Origin of the sequence: Schaalia dentiphila ATCC 17982, from assembly GCF_000154225.1 — a bacterium.
GTDB lineage: Bacteria > Actinomycetota > Actinomycetes > Actinomycetales > Actinomycetaceae > Pauljensenia > Pauljensenia dentiphila.
This window is the reverse complement of record NZ_DS264586.1, coordinates 1,999,001-2,016,130: the sequence shown is the minus strand read 5'-3', so window position 1 is coordinate 2,016,130 and position 17,130 is coordinate 1,999,001. Positions and strand designations below refer to the sequence as shown.

The following is a 17,130-nucleotide window of genomic DNA, read 5'->3' as shown; positions in this document are numbered from 1 at the left end:
CGCACGAGCGGGCGCGCTGCGGGTACGGTTGACACCAATGGGCCGACGGGGCCCGCGAACAGACGAGGAGGTACGCGTGAGCGTGCACAACACCGGTGCTGCTGGCGAAGGCTCGCAGCTGGGACTGGGCGACTCGGTCTACCAGCGCCTGCTCAAGGAACGCATCATTTGGCTGGGCGGCGAGGTCCGCGACGAGAATGCGAACGTGATCTGCGCGCAGCTGCTGCTCCTCGCGGCCGAGGACCCGGACCGCGACATCTACCTGTACATCAACTCGCCCGGCGGCTCGGTGACGGCCGGCATGGCCATCTACGACACGATGCAGTACATCAAGCCCGACGTCGTCACGGTCGGCATGGGCATGGCCGCGTCGATGGGCCAGTTCCTGCTTACCGCGGGAGCCCCCGGCAAGCGCTACATCACCCCCCACACCCGCGTGCTGCTGCACCAGCCCCTGGGCGGTGCGGGCGGTTCCGCGACCGAGATCCGCATCAACGCGGACCTGATCCTGGGCATGAAGAAGGAACTCGCTGCCATCACCGCGTCTCGCACGGGCAAGACCGTCGAGCAGGTCGAGGCCGACGGCGATCGTGACCACTGGTTCACTGCGCAGGAAGCCCTCGAGTACGGCTTCGTCGACCGCGTGATCGACAGCCCGCAGGAGATCGGAACGCGAGGAGAGAACTGATGAGCATCCAGCCCTACTTTGAGGCGGTCGCCCGCCAGATGCCCCAGGCCCGCTACGTGCTGCCCGACTTCGAGGAGCGCACGGCCTACGGTTTCCGCCGTCAGAACCCCTACACGAAGCTCTTCGAAGACCGCATCGTGTTCCTGGGCGTTCAGGTGGATGACGCCAGCGCGGATGACGTCATGGCGCAGCTGCTGGTCCTGGAGTCCCAGGATCCCGATTCGCTGATCACCATGTACATCAATTCGCCCGGCGGCTCCTTCACGGCGCTGACCGCCATCTACGACACGATGCAGTACATCAAGCCGCAGATCCAGACGGTGTGCCTCGGCCAGGCCGCCTCGGCTGCCGCCGTGCTGCTGGCCGCAGGTTCGCCCGGTAAGCGTCTGGCGCTGCCCAACGCCCGCGTCCTCATCCACCAGCCGGCGATGGAGGGTATGCAGGGGCAGGCCTCGGACATCCAGATCGTCGCCGACGAGATCGACCGCATGCGCGCGTGGCTCGAGGACACCATCTCGAAGCACTCGGGCAAGCCGGTGGAGCAGGTGCGCCGCGACATCGAGCGCGACAAGATCCTCACCGCCCCGCAGGCCGCCGAGTACGGCCTGATCGACCAGGTGCTGGAGTCCCGCAAGGCTCTGTGACGCTGTCTTCATTGACGAGGTCGTGGTTTCCCCGCGCGCGTGTGCGGTGGGTGCCACGGCCTCGTCGCTGTCTCTCTCGTTGAGCGGGTCAGTGTCGGCGCTCGGCTGAGGGTGAACTTTTCATAACAATAGGCGTGGCTAAGCGGAAAACTGCCCCGCGTGCACTACGTTGTTTGCTAGCAAGTGCGAAAGCGTATCCGATCGAACGGCAAAACGTTCAACACCTTGGAGGTCTCGTGGCTCGTCTGACTGATGGCGCGGAACTGCTCAAGTGCTCTTTCTGCGGGAAGAGCCAGAAGCAAGTGCGTAAGCTCATCGGCGGCTCCGGCGCGTACATCTGCGACGAGTGCATTGAGCTGTGTAACGAGATCATCGAAGAGGAGCTGGGTGCTCAGCAGTCCTCCTCCTCGGCGACTCCGCTGCCTAAGCCGCGCGAAATCAACGAATTCCTGAACACGTGGGTGATCGGTCAGGACCGTGCCAAGCGCGCCCTGTCGGTGGCCGTGTATAACCACTACAAGCGCGTGCGCTCGCGCGAGGCCGGTAATGCTGAGGACATGCTGGGTACCAAGTCCAACATCCTGCTGCTGGGCCCCACGGGCACGGGCAAGACCCACCTGGCGCGATGCCTGGCCCGCCTCCTTGACGTGCCTTTCGCGATCGTGGATGCGACCGCTCTGACTGAGGCCGGCTACGTGGGCGAGGACGTGGAGAACATCCTCCTGCGCCTCATCCAGGAGGCCGACGGCGATATCAAGAAGGCCGAGAAGGGCATCATCTACGTCGACGAGATCGACAAGATCGGCCGGAAGGCTGAGAACGCCTCGATCACCCGCGACGTGTCGGGTGAGGGCGTCCAGCAGGCCCTCCTGAAGATCATCGAGGGCACGGTTGCCTCCGTTCCCCCCACGGGCGGACGCAAGCACCCCCACCAGCAGTTCCTCGAGATCGACACCTCCGGCATCCTCTTTATTGCGGCCGGTGCGTTCGCGGGCATCGAGGACATCGTGAAGGCCCGCCTGGGCCGCCGGTCGACGGGCTTCGGTTCGGAGCTGAAGAGCACCTCCGAGATGGGTGACCTCTACGAGGCCGTCTCCGCCGAGGATCTGCACAAGTTCGGCATGATCCCGGAGTTCATCGGCCGACTCCCCATCTTGACCTCCACCAAGGAGCTGACGGAGGAGGACCTCGTCCGTGTCCTCACCGAGCCGTCGAACTCGCTCGTGCGCCAGTACCAGCACCTCTTCGAGCTGGACAACATGGAGCTGGAGTTCACGCACGAGGCACTCCTTGCGATCGCCGCTCGCGCGAACGAGCGAAAGACGGGTGCCCGTGGCCTGTCGTCGATCATGGAGCAGACCCTGTCGGATCTCATGTTCGACCTGCCCAGCCGCGACGACGTCGCACGCGTGGTTGTCACCCGCGACCTGGTTGAGGGCGTGGGCCCCGCCGAGCTCTACCCGGAGCCCTCCTCGGAAGGCAAGCGCAGCGCCTGAGTTCTCCCGCTACACTGAGGTCAGTTGAGACCCTAGGGGAGGAACAATGGCACAGCGTGACGAGGCCTCGGTGGCCGCTTCGGCCGACCTGGGAGTGAGCGGTGTTCCCGCCGAGCTGGCGGATGCGCGCGCCACGATCGACAACATCGACGCTGCCCTCGTGCACATCCTCGCTGAGCGCTTCCGCTGCACCCAGCGCGTCGGGCACATCAAGGCTCGGCTGGACCTGCCTCCCGCCGATCCGGCCCGCGAGGCCCGCCAGGTTGAGCGCCTGCGCACCCTGGCAGCATCCTCCGGCCTCGACCCTGATTTCGCCGAAAAGTTCCTGGGCTTCATGGTCCGTGAGGTCATCCGCCACCACGAGGACATCAAGGCCGAGTACAACGAGGGGCCGCGTCTGTAGAGTCCTGCCTCATTAATTCCGCAGGCGATTCTCCTGCGTCGCGTTCAGGTGTCGACATTGGATCGGTGATATTCTGCGGTTTAGGGGATATGGGGAGATGCGCTTGTGAGGCATTGCATGCGACTGCGGTGGCTGGCGATGAGGGGCGGTGGTGTCAGCCTTTTCTCTGCCTCTCGACTAGACTGTACGAGCTGAACACGTGGCATTTCAGGATGGGGATTGATGGTCAATCTAGGTGATATCGCGAAGGCGACAGGGTACTCGAAGGCGACTGTGTCCCGTGTGCTCTCGGGGGATCCCAGCTTCACCGCGAAAGAATCGACCCGACATCGCGTTATTCAGGTGGCCAATGAGCTCGGCTACGCGCTGCGCTCCTCGCGCTCCGGAATTCCGCAGATGATGGCGGTGCTGGAGAATTTCGACGCGACGCGCGGACCCCAGGACACTTACTTCGCAGACGTGCGTGACGCACTGCGCGAATGCGCGGTCAAAAACATGATGAGCCTGTCCTTCTTCTCCGACGTAGACTCGCTGGTCGAAGCCGGTGATGACTTCGCTGGCTTCGTCTCCCTGGGGCCCGCTCCGATCGCGAGTGAGGATCTTGAAAGGCTGCATGAGGCGCTGGCACACGGCGTGTTCATCGATATCAATCCCGCACCCACCCTCTTTCATTCGGTGCGCCCCGACCTGCAGCAAACCGTCATCGAGGCCATCTACGCGCTGCGCGAGCAGGGGCGCGAGCGTATCGCTTTTATCGGTGGAGACGGGCACATGATGGGGTCGCACGTCTTCGCCCGGGATCCTCGCACCTTTGCTTTCGATGAGTGGGCGCGTCTGCTGGGGATGCCGACCGACGGGCACGTGTATGCGTCCGGCCCATTCACGGTTGATAACGGGCGTGACCAGGCCGAGGCTCTGCTGGATGCCCATGCGGAGGCGATGCCTGACGCGATCCTCGTGGCTGCAGATCCTTTGGCAGTCGGCGTCATCCAGGCGCTGGTGGCCCGTGGGGTGAGGATTCCCGAGGAGGTCGCGGTCCTGTCGATCGATAATCTCGAAGTGTGTCAGTACACGGCTCCCACGCTCAGCTCCTACGCGATTGAGCGTTCAGAGCTCGCCGAGACAGCCCTCATGCTTCTTTCCGACGCGATTGTCGGCCGGTTCCGGCACAAGCATCACGTGCTCCTCTCCACGCGCCTGGTGCCTCGGCAGAGCTTTATTCCCGTCGAGGACACGCCCCGGTACTGATCGTCTGACGCGCAACGTGGCGGCGGCGTGTGCTTCTCACCCCGCCGCCGCGTTGCCTCGTCACAGGAGAGACAGCGTCACGTCCACGATCTGCTCGTGCGTCGCGTCGATCTGGAACTCGTCGTGGACCGGTGAACCCCACGAATCATCGCCGCCCACGCCCATCTGTGCGCTGAGCAGACGCAGGTACGTCGCGGTACGCTGCGAAGGCTCGGGAAGTTCCCACCAGTGGCGTGCGTTCTCAATTTGCGTGGACGAATAGGGTAGGAGAGAGATGCCTAGGTTGGCGCGGGCCTGTACGCGCAGCCCGTGGCCGTTGGCGTCGGTCGCATCGCACCAGCGCACACCGGGGTGGAAGCCACACTCCTGCGGCACCGCGTAGTGGGCCAGGCCCTGCGCGGCGCTGAGTTCCCACACACCCAGGTTTGCGCCGGCTAGGCGATCCGCGTAGGCCTCGACAGGGCCGAGGCCGTAGAAACGCAGCCGGTCAATCGAGGAAGGTAGAGCCCACTCGAGGCCGAAACATGGCATCGTCGGCAGGTTCTGGGCACCCGGGTAGGTTGCCGTCAGGCGGATCGTTCCATCGGTACGCAGCTCGTAGCGCACGGGAACGATGACGTTGTCCAGGCTGGCCAACTGGTAGTCGTAGGTGACGACGACGCCGCCTTCACGGGGCTCAACCCGTGTGTCCACGCAGCGGGCGTAGGCACCGGCGGTCGTCCAGCATGCACGCTCGAAACCGTGGCCGGCCCCGCGGTCATTGTCTGTGAGGGGACGGAACGTCGTTAGGCGAGGCGGGAAGAGCACCATGGCCTCCTCCCCGCGTTTCCACTGCACGATGCCGCCGGCGGTGCGAGACAGCAGAGCCTCGCTCTCGCCGTGGCGCATGCCGACGTTCCAGCGTCCCAGCGTGAAGTCAGCCTCACCCTCGATCTCCTCCGTTGGCGGCTCCGGGCGCGCGTGGATCGATTGACCCACCGCCACCACGTGCCCCGCCTCGCACCACGCGGTAGGCGCGGCGAGAAACAGCGTCCCCTCCAGGACAATTTCTCGTGCTGTCTCGCCCAACAGCTCGCTGGGCCAACGTACCTCGACCAAGCCCTCCGGGCCGCTCGCGGATGCCGCCTCGTACTCGGCCTCCCATGCGACCTCGCCGTCCGCGAGCACGCGGGCGCGCACTCTCAGGTGCTCAAGCGGAGCGGGAAGGGTGAGTATACCCAGACGTATGCCCTGCGCGCTGGGGGTGAGTGTCACCGGGGCGTAGAGAGCCTTCACCGCCTGCGCCTGAGGCTTGGGCGTACGATCCGCGAAAACGATGCCGTCGCACGAGAACTCCCAGTCGCAAGGACGATCACCGAAGTCGCCGCCGTAGGCCAGGAACTCACCGCCCGATCCGGCGGTCGGCTCATGGTACAGAGCCTGATCGATGAAGTCCCAGATGAAGCCGCCGCCGTACTCGGGGTAACGCTCGAGGTCCGTGTACAGTTGCAAGCCTCCCACTGAGTTACCCATTGAGTGCATGTACTCGCACGACAGGTAGGGCTTTGCCGGCTCACAGCGCAGGTACTCCTCAATAGCGTCGGGATGGGCGTACATGCGCGACTCGATATCCGAGGCATCGTCGAACTCGCGATCCCATGTCACGCCCTCGTAGTGAACTGGACGGGCCTCGTCCAGCTCGTGACAGCGTCGGTACATGCTGCGGAACACCTCGCCGCCGTAGGACTCGTTACCCAGTGACCAGATGAGCACACTCGCGTGGTTGCGGTCCTGGCGCACCATCGACTCCACGCGATCCACGCATGCGTTCTCCCACTCCATCTTCGAGCCCGGGATGGCCGTCTCGGGTGTGGGAATATCGCCTGGTGTGCACCATGAGCCGTGGGTCTCCAGGTTCGCCTCGTCGATGACGTACAGGCCGTATTCGTCACACAGATCGAGGAATCGCGTGTCGTTAGGGTAGTGGCTCGTGCGAATGGCGTTGATGTTGAGCTGTTTGCACAGTCGTACATCCGTGACCATGTCCTCCATCGCCATCGTGCGGCCCGTGTATGGGCTGAACTCGTGACGGTTCACTCCTCGGAAGATCAGGCGCTGATCGTTGAGAGTGAACACGCCGTCGACGATCTCAAAACGGCGGAAGCCCACGCGCTGGCTCACGACCTCGTGCGTGTGTCCGTCCGCATCGAGAAGAGCCACGCTCAGCGTGTAGAGCGCCGGGTCCTCCGCCGTCCATGGGCAAATCTTGGATAGAACACCGCTCAGCTCAATGACGGGCTCCCTCGTGGGGCTGCGGTGGCTCCACACGACGGTGGCCGAGCGGTCCGTAAGTTCGGCGCTGATGGTGACGTCAGCATCGATGCCGCAGATGTCGGCCTTGATGTCCAGGGTGCCCATGCCCGTCGCTGCGTCGTAGTCCGTGTCCACCATTAGGTTTTCGATGTGGCACACCGGCAGCGCGATCAGGTAAACGGAGCGGAACAGGCCGTGGAAACGCCACGAATCCTGTCCTTCAAGCCAGGAAGCGCTCGAGTGCTCGTAGCACGCGACCACGAGCTCGTGTTCCTCCGTGCCGCTATCGCTATTGAGAGCCTGCATCACCTCGAACTCACTCGCAGTGTAGCCATCCTCGCAGTATCCGACGAACGCGCCGTCGACCCACACGTAGAGCGCGGTCGCGAAGCCTTCAAAACGTAGGCGTACGCTGCCGCGTGCCTTGAGACTCTCCAGCACGGCGTCGTCAAGGCGGAATTGGCGACGGTAGACGGCGACTCGGCAGTCCTCGGGAAAGTTGGGAGCCGTCGGATTAGCGTGTCCGTCCCACGGCATCTGGATGTTGACGTAGGCCGGTGGCCACAGTCCCTCCGCTTCGAGCGTCGAGGGGACGGGCAGGTCGCACGCTTCCTCGGTTAAGAAGCAGTCGGTGGGGGAGACGAGGCAGATGCGCGATGCGGTGGTGAGTGCTACCTCCCAGGTTCCATCGAGGCTCTGGCGGTGCGTGTCTGAGTCATGGGAAGAGCGGGCGGGAAGTCGATTGACGGCAAAGGTCTGTGGATCGCTGAGCCAAGCAGATGTGGGGGTGGAAACATGGGGCGTGTGGAACATGGTGACCTCCGGATGTGCGACGTTGCGGTGGAGCGATCGTGCTCTGAGAACAGATTAACCTGCCGTGTACAAATACGCAATTAGGTTACTTGTAAATGCTCGTATGATCTAAATGACCTTGGAGCTGCAAGGTAAATATGTTAAGTTATGACTGTCCATGCAAGTGTTGCTTCAAAGGAGAGGGACAATGGCACACGAACAAGGAATGAACAAGAGCTGGGTGTCGCGAATCTGCTACGCGATCGGCAACCTCGGGCAGGCCGCGTATTACAACGCGCTGTCGACCTTCTTTGTCACCTACTACGCGGCGCAGACCCTGTTCCGTGACTACGAGGACTCCGATGCCAAGGCGATGATCGCGATCATCACGGCTCTCGTCTTCATCATCAGGATTGTTGAGATCTTCATCGATCCGCTCCTGGGTAACCTCGTGGACAACACGAACTCGCGTTTTGGGCGCTTCAAGCCCTGGCAGGTCATCGGCGGTGTTGGATCCTCGATCCTACTCTTCGCGATCTTCACCGGACTCTTCGGCCTCGTCAACGTGAACAAGGGCGTGTTCATCGTTGTCTTCGTGATCGTCTTCGTGGTCCTCGACGTTTTGTACTCCCTACGTGACATCTCCTACTGGGGAATGATCCCCGCCCTGTCCTCGTCTTCGCAGGAACGTAGCGTGTACACCGCCCTCGGTACCTTCACGGGCTCGATCGGCTACAACGGTGTGACCGCGATTGTCGTTCCCGTCGTCGCGTTCTTCGGTGCCCTTGCAGGTGCAGGCTCCGAGAGTCAGGCAGGCTGGAGCGGCTTCGGTGCCGTGATCGCCATCCTTGGCATCGTCACCTGCCTGGCCGTCGCTTTTGGAACGCGCGAAGAGGAGAGCGTGCTGCGCGATCCCGCCGACAAGTCCAACCCCCTGCAGGCCTTCCAGGCGATCGGACGTAATGACCAGCTCCTCTGGGTCTCCTTGTCCTACGTCCTGTACTCGATCGCGAATGTCGCGACGACCGGATTCATGATCTATCTGTTCAAGTTCGTCCTCCAAAAGCCGGACATCTACTCCGTAGTCGGTATCATCGCCTTCCTCATCGGCCTTGCAGTCACGCCTCTATACCCGGTCATAAACCGGCATGTCCCGCGCCGCTACCTCTACCTCGGTGGCATGGCGTTCATGGCCTGCGCCTACATCCTGTTCATCATCTTCTCGACGAACCTCGTAGTCGTCTTCGTTGCCCTGGTGCTCTTCTACCTGCCCGCCACCTGCATCCAGATGACGGCGATCCTGACGATCACCGACTCCGTCGAATACGGCCAGTGGAAGACCGGCAAGCGCAACGAGGCGGTGACGCTTTCCGTGCGTCCGATGCTCGATAAGATCGCAGGCGCGCTGTCGAACTCGATCGTCGGTTTCGTCGCCATCGTGGCCGCCATGACCAACGACGTCGATCCTTCGCTTCTGACGAGCAGCAACATCGAGACATTCAAGGCGGCTGCATTCTACGTGCCGCTGGTGGTTGTCGTCCTTGCGTTCATCGTCTTCGCCCGCAAGGTGACTCTCACCGAGGCCAAGCACGGCGAGATCGTGTCCATCCTTGAAGAAAACATGGCGAGCGCTTCTGACAAGGAGGGTTAAGACTTCCACATTCGCAGCCTCTTCGGGGCAACTCGTGAGATGCTCCGGGCGACGCGTGGGAGAGTTGAGGCGGGGGACGCCTTCGTCGTCCCCCGCCTGTTTCGCTACCTCCTGATTCGTCTGCAATTCCACAGGCAACTCTGCTGCATCGCGTTCGGGTGTCGACATTAGATCATCGGTATTCCAAGGTCCTTGGGGTGTGAGTGAGATATGCTCGCGAGGAGTTGGACATGACAGTGGTTTCTGTCGGTGTGTGGCTGTGAGGACCTCTCAGGGTTGTCTGATGAAATTCTGCGAAGGCTCCCGGATAGTTTTCAGGTAGCTTTCAGGGTTGTGGACTGTAATCTATACAGGCAGTGAGAACCATTGCCGATAAGCAGTCCTCAAGGAGTTTTCGATGAAGAATCGCGCCCAGACGAGCGCCCTCGCCGTCATCGCCATCACCCTGGCAGCAGCCCTCAGCGCATGCGGCTCGACCGGCTCGACCGGTTCGTCCGCCTCCAGCACTAAGAGCCCAAGCTCGGCGGCCACCAACGCGGCCAGCAACGACCCCAACCTGGTTTTCGCTCAGTGCATGCGTGAGAAGGGCTTCGACGTTCCCGACACCGGGCTGACGCCCGAGCAGATCAAGGACAACTCCGATGCTTTCAATTCGGCACTCAACGAGTGCATGACGAAGGTGTCGGGTCTGACGGGCGACGACGATCTGACGAAGGATCCGAATGGACGTGAAGCCCTCGTCAAGGGCGCCCAGTGCCTGCGCGATCTTGGTTACGACGTGAAGGACCCCGAGCCGGGCAAGGGCGTCAACATCCAGGACATCCCGCAGGATGCTCTCAACAAGTGCTTCGGTAACCCCGGAGGCGCGAAGTGAATTGTCTACGCACCCCACGCTTCGCCGCAGCACTAGCGATGGTGGCGGTCGCGGGAATGACCCTGTCGGCCTGCTCGGGCGCTCAAGCCGAGGCCGATGCCCCGCAGTCCTTTAACGGTGCCACCGCGACCGTCACCCGCGGAGACCTGGTCGGTGAGACCACCGTCCAGGGGTCCCTCCACTACGCCGACTCCTACACCCTCAAGAGCGCCTTTGATGGCGTCGTCACAGCCCTGCCCACGCCCGGTACAACCCTCACCCAGGGTTCACACGTGTACACGGTCGCCGGGAACAACACCTATTTGCTCCACGGCGCCACCCCCGCCTGGCGCGCGTTCGAGGAGGGCATGAGCGACGGTGAGGACGTGCGACAGCTGGAGACCGCGCTGTCGGAGCTCGGCTACTTCGAGGCCACCCCCAACGCCCACTTCGACTGGAATACGATCGCGGCGATCAAGAAGTGGCAGAAGGCGCTTACTCTGCCCCAAAGCGGCTCCCTGCCGCTGGGCACCGTGCTCTTCGCCCCTGAAGACCTGCGCATCGGTGCGCTTAAGGCCCGCGTCGGCACCAGCGCCACGATGGAGACGGAGCTGTTCACTGCCTCGTCCTCGCGTCAGGTGATTTCCGCGAACCTGAAGCTCTCCGACCAGGCGCTCGGCGTCGTCGGCAATTCCGTCACCGTGCGCCTACCCGGTTCGGCGACGACAACGACCGGGACGATCACCTCCGTGGAACCGCCCCGTGAGAAGGAAAGCGAAGAAGGCAGCAAGGAGACGAATAAGGAGAGGATCATCCCGATCACCGTCACCCCCGATGACACCTCCGCCCTGGAAGGCTTCCAGGAGGCCTCCGTCTCCCTGGGCCTGACCTCTGAGACCCGCAAGGGTGTCCTGTCCGTGCCCTTGGGTGCCCTCGTTGCTCTCAGCACCGACCAGTTCGGAGTTGAGGTTGTGGATGAGAAGGGCGGAGTTCGTCGGGTTCCCGTCACCGTCGGCCTGTTCGCGGGTGACCGCGTCGAAGTGAGCGGCGATGAGATCGCCGAAGGCCAGCGCGTGGTGGTGCCCAACCGATGAGCCACATTCTGCAACTGACCGACGTGCACCGGTCGTTTGGCTCGCCGCCCGTGCACGCCTGCAACGGAGTATCCCTGAGCGTCGACGAGGGCGAGTTCGTCGCCATCGTGGGCCCCTCGGGCTCTGGTAAATCCACCCTGCTCAACCTGATCGGAACGCTGGATCGGCCCACCTCGGGAAGCGTGTGCATCAACGGCACGGACGTGTCCTCCCTGCGAGACACCGAACTGTCGGGCGTGCGCTCCTCCCTGATTGGGTTCGTGTTCCAGCAGTTCCACCTCACGGCCGGCGTGTCCGCCCTGGATAACGTCGCTGACGGCCTGCTCTACCGGGGCGTGCCGCGAGCCAAGCGGCGTGAGGCGGCCCGCGAAGCCTTGACCCGCGTGGGGCTGGGGCACCGCATGGACCACAAGCCCCACCAGATGTCGGGCGGCGAACGCCAGAGGGTCGCTATCGCCAGGGCCATCATCGGCCACCCAGCCCTGCTGTTGGCTGATGAGCCTACCGGCAATCTCGACTCGCGTTCGGGTGCTTCGATCGTTGAGCTGTTGCGAGAGCTCAACGATGCCGGCACCACCATCATCGTGATCACTCACGACAACGACTTGGCAGCGTCGCTGCCTCGCCAGATCGCCATCCGTGATGGCGAGATCGTTTCCGACTCTGCGCACCCGGGAGGTGGCCATGACGAGTAAGAAGAATTCGGGAGCCGGCCGTTCCGCGCTGCGCGCCTCCGACGTTGCTCGCCTCGGCCTGACCGGGCTGCGTGCCCGGCCCATGCGAGCAATCCTTTCGGCCCTGGGCATCGCGATCGGCATTGCGGCGATGGTCGGCGTTGTCGGCGTGTCAGCATCCTCGCAGGCGCGCTTGCAAGAGCAGCTGCGGGCGCTGGGAACGAACATGCTGACCGCGCGCAGCGGGGCTGACCTGAGTGGCCAGGATCTGATCCTACCCGAAGACTCCGTGGGACGAGTCCGTATGATCCCGGGCGTGACCGACGCGGCTTCGACCTCGACGCTCAACGGCATCTCCGTGTACCGTTCGCGACTGTCAGACCCTAACGCAACCGGTGGTATCCTCACGATGGCGGCCGATACGAACCTACTCAAGGTCATTTCGGGCACCATGAAGAGCGGGTCTTGGCTCAATGATGCCACCGCTCGCTACCCGGGCGTCGTCCTGGGCTCGAAGGCCGCCGCGCTCCTCGGCGTCGTCGAACCGGGCACCCAGGTGTGGCTCGGAGGGCGCTCCTTCACGGTCCTGGGCATTATGGAACACGCGCCCCTGGCCGAGGAACTCGACAACGCCGCGTTGATCGGCGTGCCCGCCGCGAACTCGCTTTTCGATGCAGGCAAGACGCCCACGACTATCTACGAGCGCTCCACCGAGGCCCAGGTTGAGACGGTGCGAGAGCTCCTGGGTCCGACTCTGGCCCCGCAGGGGGCCACCGGCCTGAAGGTCTCGCGCCCCTCCGACGCACTGGCCGCCCAGAACGCGGCCGACCAGACCCTGACGACCCTGCTCGCAGGTGTCGGCTCGATCGCCCTGCTCGTGGGCGGCATCGGAGTGGCGAACACGATGATTATTTCCGTGCTGGAACGCCGCAAGGAGATCGGCCTGCGCCGCTCCCTGGGTGCCAAGCGCGGCCACATCACCGTTCAGTTCCTGGCCGAAGCACTGCTCCTGTCCTTCCTTGGAGGACTCGCTGGATGCCTCATCGGTGCGGGCGTCACCTGGGGCATGTGTTACGTCTACGGCTGGCCTCCCACCCTGCACTGGTGGGTGATCGCCGCAGGCCTGGGCGCCACTCTCCTCATCGGCGCCGTCGCCGGGCTCTACCCCGCGATCCGAGCGGCCCGCACACCGCCTACCGCGGCGCTCGCCTCGCAGTAGGAGAGCCCATCCGATAAAGCCGTGGCCGGCTCGCAACCCCCCGTCTCCTTCGCGGGGGAGCGCGAGCCGGCCACGGCCTCGTCTATGGGCGAGCAACCTTGCGGGGTTCAGCTCTGGACGGGTCCTCCGTAGATCTCATCGATAATCGGCGCGAGGCGGCGCGTGGCCTCCAGGCGCTTGACCTTCAGCGAGGGCGTGAGCAGGCCGTTCGCCTCCGTGAAGTCCGTGGTGAGGACCTTGATCTTGCGGATCGATTCGGCGCGCGAGACGTGCTCGTTCGCCGAGGCCACCGCCTTCTCCAGGGAGGCCAGAACCTCGACGTTCGTGGCGGCCTCCGCCACGCTCATCGGGGGCAGCGAGTGTGCGGTGAGCCAGTCGGGCAGCATCTCCGCGTCCAGCGTGATGAGCGCGGCGACGAAGGGACGCTGGTCGCCTACGACCAGGACCTGGGAGATGAGCGGGTGGGAGCGCATCGGGTTTTCCAGCGCCGCAGGCGCGACGTTCTTGCCGCCGGCCGTCACGATGATCTCCTTCGCGCGGCCCGTGATGGACACGTAGCCGTCGCGGTCCAGGGACCCCAGGTCGCCCGTGCGGAACCAGCCGTCTTCGGTGAAGCAGGCGGCGGTGGCGCCCGGGTCGTTGTGGTAGCGCTGGAAGACGCTGGGGCCCTTGAGGAGGATTTCCCCCTGGTCGCTGATCTTGAAGGACATGGGAGGCAGGGCCGGGCCCACGGTGCCGATCTTGGACAGGCGGGGCGTGTTGACGGAGACCGGGCCGACCGTTTCGGTGAGGCCGTAGCCCTCCAGGACGGGGATGCCGACGCCGCGGTAGAAGTGGGCCAACCAGGTTGCAAGGGGCGCGCCGCCGGAGACGATGTAATCCGCGTTGCCGCCCACCAGGCGGATGATCTGCTGGTAGACGAGCCTGTCGGCGAGCGCGTGTTGGGCCTTGAGGGAGGCGCTGGGCCCCTCGTCGGTATCGAGAGCGCGCGAGTATGCGATCGCGACCTTGGCCGCCCAGCGGAAGATCTTGCGCTTGGGGCCGGATGCCTTCGTGTCCGCCGAGTTGTAGATCTTCTCCAGGACGCGCGGGACCACCAGAAGGTAGCTCGGCTTGAAGGAGGCGAGGTCGTTGAGCAGGTTTTTGATGTTGGAGGCGTGGCCGAGCACGCCGTTTCCGCTGATCTGGAAGACCTGCAGGAAGCGCGCGAACACGTGGGCAAGCGGAAGGAACAGCAGCAGGCGCGAGTCCTTGCCCGCCGCGATCTCGGGCATCCACGCGTGGGCGTTGAGGCACAGGTTCGTGAAGTTCTCGTGGGACAGGACCGTTCCCTTGGGGGTCCCGGTCGTGCCCGAGGTGTAGACGATGGTCGCGATGTCGTCCTTCGTGAGGGCGTCTGCTCGTGCGGCGACGCGGTCGCGGGGCGTGGCTGCGCCGTCCGCGATGAGGGTCTCGATGGCCTCGGAGTCCAGGGAGAGCACGTGCGTGTTGTCCCGGTTTTCTCGTGCTGCTGCCGCGCGCACGATCTCCGCCATGGACACGGTCTCGGTGATGATGAGGGTGACGTCCGCGTCGTTGAGGACGTGGGCGACCTGGTCGATGGAGCTGGTCTCGTAGATGGGTACGGGGACGAGGCCGGCCGCCCAGCACGCGAAGTCGAGGAGCGTCCACTCGTAGCGGGTGCGGCTCATGATCGCGACCCGGTCGCCGGGCTCGAGGCCCCGCGCGATGAGGCCGGCGGCCACGGACTGGACCTCGTCGTAGAAGTCGCGCGCCGTGATGGAGCGCCACGTGTCGCCGATGCCGATCTTGCGCAGGATCAGCGGGCGGGTGGCGCCGCGCTGCACGCGTTCTTTGAGCAGGTGGGGGATCGTTGTGTGCTCGTCGATGCGCACCAGGACGGGGGCGTGCCACTCGAGGGCTTCGGTGGTCGTCTGCGTCTGGGTCGGTGCGTCGTCGTTGGACGAGGCCGGGGTTTCTTCGGCGGTCATGTCTGCTCCCTGGTCGCTGGGCGGTGAGCGCCGCGGGACGGGATTCAGCGCGGCGCATCTGCTGTTACCCGATATCTTACGCTCCCGTAGGGTGGGCAAGGAGCCGTCTTTAGGGGTGGTTGCCTGCGTTCGCCGTGGCCGGACAGAGCAAACCTGTGTAGGTACTAGTCCAGGCCGAGCTCGGCCTTCACCTCGTCGAACGTGTAGACGTCGTCCGGGTGCTGCTCGTAGTCCCGAACGGCCTGCTTGAGTTGCTCGTTGAGCTGCTCGAACGGATGCCCCGGCGTGGGGTTGTCGGCGTATTTCCTGAACTCTTCGAGGAAGGACTCGGCTAGCTGACCATCGTCTGCCGTGCGCTCGCGGACGGTGGGCGGCAGAGCGCCGGATGCGACGGCCTCAGCGGCTGCGAGTTCGTGCTCCTTGGGGCGCCAGAACGAGGTGACATCCTGCTTTTCCGCGAGCTGGTGCTGAATGAAGGCGTCGAGGAGTTCGTAGTCGAAGGGCTTGTCCCAGGGCTGGCGCGCGAACATCTTGCCGAAGTCCGTGCCTCGCTCGCGCATGACCGGTTCGAAGCGAATCATGGTGGTGCGCTCGGGTGCCATCGCCATGTGCTTAGAGGCTGCAGAGAACCCGATAATGTATGTCCCGTGGTGGGTGAACATCGGCTGGTTCCACGCGATGCGCAGCTCCAGCTCCGGGTAGCGCTCAGCTACCCAGTTCAACACCACCACCATCCGCGAGCGATTATCGTCGTTCGGGATGGTCGCGAGGTACTCGTCGAGCGTTGAGATGGCCATGACTTCACCCTAACAACGCCCATGCACATCTGCGGTGGGCGAAATGAACCGCGTCCGTGAACAGTGAAGCTGCCCGACGCCTCATGCACAAATAGAGAGGTTGCCCTTGGTGTTCCGTGGGGACTTGTAGGCATTAGGTTTGAGACGTAACCGTTCGAACGGAGTGACAGGACACGAGAATGAGCGTACGGCGTGGCTGTGGGTTGACGTGAACGTGCAGGACTCTTGCCCGTGATGATGCCCTAATCGGGGGCGTTGCAGAGTATGCATGTGAACTGTAGTGAGTGTTTTTATCACGAAACGGCTTGTCTCCAGTTACAAACGGATGGAGTGAAAGTATCCAGACTTTAGGTTGTGGGAGTTATCTTCAGAGGACACTGATATCTCATCTGTACAAGAGGAGAATGTACGTTGAGCGAGGCGCAGTCAGGATCCGAGCATCATGTTTTGGACACCGACGGCGATGATATTTCCGGCAGCACCAGTAAGCATGGGGATGATCCACGTACGGAAAATAGTGCCACAGTGGGACCAAAGTTCGTTCCGCTCGTTTTCGTCCTGGATGTGTTCTCCGAGACCGAGCGCTGTGCCAGCCACTTGCGTGCTTAGTGCACGAAGTGCGATGAGATCCACGTCTTCTCCCTTGAGGAGATCAAGGCAGCGTGCGATCAAGTACCGAAGGTAGCCGAGAGAGTTTTCGGGCAGGCTCGAAGAGACTCTGGTGACGTAGTCCTGCATCTTCTCAAGGGCATCCTGGAGGGCCACGCGTGCCTCCGGGGTGAGGGGAGGAGGCAAGAGACCGCGAGATGCTACGTCTTTGCCGATATAGCGGATCATCGAGATCTTGAGATCGTCAAAGGAAACGCGGGTATCGTCCCAGTTCTGAGTGCGTAGTAGGAGATTTTGGTGAATCTCATCGAGAAGGTTGAGCGCGGCTTTATCAGCGCCGCTTGCACGAGCTAGTTCTTTTGATTCGAGGAGGGATTGCATGACTTGGGCATGGGAGTCAAACCACTGGATGTCTTCCGCAAGATGCGTGAGTGCCGGAGTGAAACTCTCATACGAGGCGTTAATTGACTCAAGGTACGAAGAAAGATCTTCAAAAGGGTTGTTGCTCATATGTAGAATCGTATCCTGCTCGAAGGCAACTCAACTGCTAATCGCGTGGGTTAGCTTAGGAGCGCTGGCTCTGTTGAACCGTCCGCTTTGGACAGGTAATTCCGACTATTCCACCTCTTTTGTAATGCGTGTGTGCTCGGGTACTGGCTGAGGTGGTAGGTCGAGATCT

Annotated in this window: 14 protein-coding genes; 10 read left to right on the top strand and 4 right to left on the bottom strand. The window is 63.2% G+C overall.

Annotated elements, in window-relative coordinates:
- Positions 1–76 precede the first annotated feature (76 nt).
- From ACTODO_RS08605 to ACTODO_RS08585, 5 genes are all read left to right on the top strand, one after another.
- The gene (locus ACTODO_RS08605) at positions 77–688 is read left to right on the top strand and encodes an ATP-dependent Clp protease proteolytic subunit (RefSeq protein ID WP_034512381.1); all 612 of its coding nucleotides are present in this window, start codon (positions 77–79) and stop codon (positions 686–688) included.
- On the top strand, positions 688–1,332 hold the full coding sequence (locus ACTODO_RS08600; protein WP_003793001.1) for an ATP-dependent Clp protease proteolytic subunit: 645 nt from the start codon (positions 688–690) through the stop codon (positions 1,330–1,332). The genes ACTODO_RS08605 and ACTODO_RS08600 overlap by 1 nt, the downstream gene beginning before the upstream one ends.
- 236 nt (positions 1,333–1,568) lie before the next feature.
- Entirely contained in the window at positions 1,569–2,828 is a 1,260-nt protein-coding gene (gene clpX / locus ACTODO_RS08595) for an ATP-dependent Clp protease ATP-binding subunit ClpX (RefSeq protein WP_003792999.1), read from the top strand.
- A 46-nt stretch (positions 2,829–2,874) separates the two neighbouring features.
- A complete protein-coding gene (locus ACTODO_RS08590) occupies positions 2,875–3,231 on the top strand; it encodes a chorismate mutase (protein WP_003792998.1) in 357 nt (118 codons plus the stop codon).
- 222 nt (positions 3,232–3,453) lie between these two features.
- Complete coding sequence (locus tag ACTODO_RS08585; RefSeq protein WP_003792997.1) at positions 3,454–4,479, top strand: LacI family DNA-binding transcriptional regulator; 1,026 nt, start codon at positions 3,454–3,456, stop codon at positions 4,477–4,479.
- A gap of 60 nt (positions 4,480–4,539) precedes the next feature.
- Here the strand turns inward: ACTODO_RS08585 and lacZ are convergent, their stop codons facing one another.
- Positions 4,540–7,584 carry a beta-galactosidase, LacZ type gene (lacZ, locus tag ACTODO_RS08580; RefSeq protein WP_003792996.1) on the bottom strand — a complete coding sequence of 1,015 codons (3,045 nt, stop codon included), beginning with the start codon at positions 7,582–7,584 and terminating at the stop codon, positions 4,540–4,542.
- A 187-nt stretch (positions 7,585–7,771) separates the two neighbouring features.
- Between lacZ and ACTODO_RS08575 the strand changes: the two genes are divergently transcribed.
- From ACTODO_RS08575 to ACTODO_RS08555, 5 genes are all read left to right on the top strand, one after another.
- Positions 7,772–9,214, top strand: a complete 1,443-nt coding sequence (locus ACTODO_RS08575; RefSeq protein ID WP_034512378.1) for a glycoside-pentoside-hexuronide (GPH):cation symporter — start codon at positions 7,772–7,774, stop codon at positions 9,212–9,214.
- A 397-nt stretch (positions 9,215–9,611) separates the two neighbouring features.
- On the top strand, positions 9,612–10,088 hold the full coding sequence (locus ACTODO_RS08570; RefSeq protein ID WP_003792994.1) for a hypothetical protein: 477 nt from the start codon (positions 9,612–9,614) through the stop codon (positions 10,086–10,088).
- A 38-nt stretch (positions 10,089–10,126) separates the two neighbouring features.
- The gene (locus ACTODO_RS08565; RefSeq protein WP_003792993.1) at positions 10,127–11,161 is read left to right on the top strand and encodes a peptidoglycan-binding protein; all 1,035 of its coding nucleotides are present in this window, start codon (positions 10,127–10,129) and stop codon (positions 11,159–11,161) included.
- The gene (locus ACTODO_RS08560) at positions 11,158–11,856 is read left to right on the top strand and encodes an ABC transporter ATP-binding protein (RefSeq protein WP_003792992.1); all 699 of its coding nucleotides are present in this window, start codon (positions 11,158–11,160) and stop codon (positions 11,854–11,856) included. Before ACTODO_RS08565 ends, ACTODO_RS08560 begins: the two co-directional genes overlap by 4 nt.
- Positions 11,846–13,054 carry an ABC transporter permease gene (locus ACTODO_RS08555; protein WP_003792991.1) on the top strand — a complete coding sequence of 403 codons (1,209 nt, stop codon included), beginning with the start codon at positions 11,846–11,848 and terminating at the stop codon, positions 13,052–13,054. The genes ACTODO_RS08560 and ACTODO_RS08555 overlap by 11 nt, the downstream gene beginning before the upstream one ends.
- Positions 13,055–13,161: 107 nt before the next feature.
- On the opposite strand, the gene ACTODO_RS08550 is transcribed toward ACTODO_RS08555, so the two are convergent.
- From ACTODO_RS08550 to ACTODO_RS08540, 3 genes are all read right to left on the bottom strand, one after another.
- The gene (locus ACTODO_RS08550) at positions 13,162–15,045 is read right to left on the bottom strand and encodes an AMP-dependent synthetase/ligase (RefSeq protein WP_003792990.1); all 1,884 of its coding nucleotides are present in this window, start codon (positions 15,043–15,045) and stop codon (positions 13,162–13,164) included.
- A gap of 164 nt (positions 15,046–15,209) precedes the next feature.
- Positions 15,210–15,842 carry an iron chaperone gene (locus ACTODO_RS08545; protein ID WP_003792989.1) on the bottom strand — a complete coding sequence of 211 codons (633 nt, stop codon included), beginning with the start codon at positions 15,840–15,842 and terminating at the stop codon, positions 15,210–15,212.
- Between the two features lie 426 nt (positions 15,843–16,268).
- Positions 16,269–16,961: a hypothetical protein gene (locus ACTODO_RS08540; protein WP_003792988.1), complete on the bottom strand. Its 693-nt coding sequence runs from the start codon at positions 16,959–16,961 to the stop codon at positions 16,269–16,271.
- Between the last annotated feature and the right edge of the window lie 169 nt (positions 16,962–17,130).

Excerpts from the sequence above, each read along its gene's own strand:
- ACTODO_RS08600 (WP_003793001.1), top strand. The coding sequence starts at position 688 with ATGAGCATCCAGCCCTACTTTGAGGCGGTCGCCCGCCAGATGCCCCAG.
- ACTODO_RS08570 (WP_003792994.1), top strand. The coding sequence starts at position 9,612 with ATGAAGAATCGCGCCCAGACGAGCGCCCTCGCCGTCATCGCCATCACC.
- ACTODO_RS08590 (WP_003792998.1), top strand. The coding sequence starts at position 2,875 with ATGGCACAGCGTGACGAGGCCTCGGTGGCCGCTTCGGCCGACCTGGGA.
- lacZ (WP_003792996.1), bottom strand. The coding sequence starts at position 7,584 with ATGTTCCACACGCCCCATGTTTCCACCCCCACATCTGCTTGGCTCAGC.
- ACTODO_RS08550 (WP_003792990.1), bottom strand. The coding sequence starts at position 15,045 with ATGACCGCCGAAGAAACCCCGGCCTCGTCCAACGACGACGCACCGACC.
- ACTODO_RS08565 (WP_003792993.1), top strand. The coding sequence starts at position 10,127 with ATGGTGGCGGTCGCGGGAATGACCCTGTCGGCCTGCTCGGGCGCTCAA.
- ACTODO_RS08575 (WP_034512378.1), top strand. The coding sequence starts at position 7,772 with ATGGCACACGAACAAGGAATGAACAAGAGCTGGGTGTCGCGAATCTGC.
- ACTODO_RS08555 (WP_003792991.1), top strand. The coding sequence starts at position 11,846 with ATGACGAGTAAGAAGAATTCGGGAGCCGGCCGTTCCGCGCTGCGCGCC.
- ACTODO_RS08585 (WP_003792997.1), top strand. The coding sequence starts at position 3,454 with ATGGTCAATCTAGGTGATATCGCGAAGGCGACAGGGTACTCGAAGGCG.
- ACTODO_RS08560 (WP_003792992.1), top strand. The coding sequence starts at position 11,158 with ATGAGCCACATTCTGCAACTGACCGACGTGCACCGGTCGTTTGGCTCG.
- ACTODO_RS08540 (WP_003792988.1), bottom strand. The coding sequence starts at position 16,961 with ATGAGCAACAACCCTTTTGAAGATCTTTCTTCGTACCTTGAGTCAATT.
- ACTODO_RS08545 (WP_003792989.1), bottom strand. The coding sequence starts at position 15,842 with ATGGCCATCTCAACGCTCGACGAGTACCTCGCGACCATCCCGAACGAC.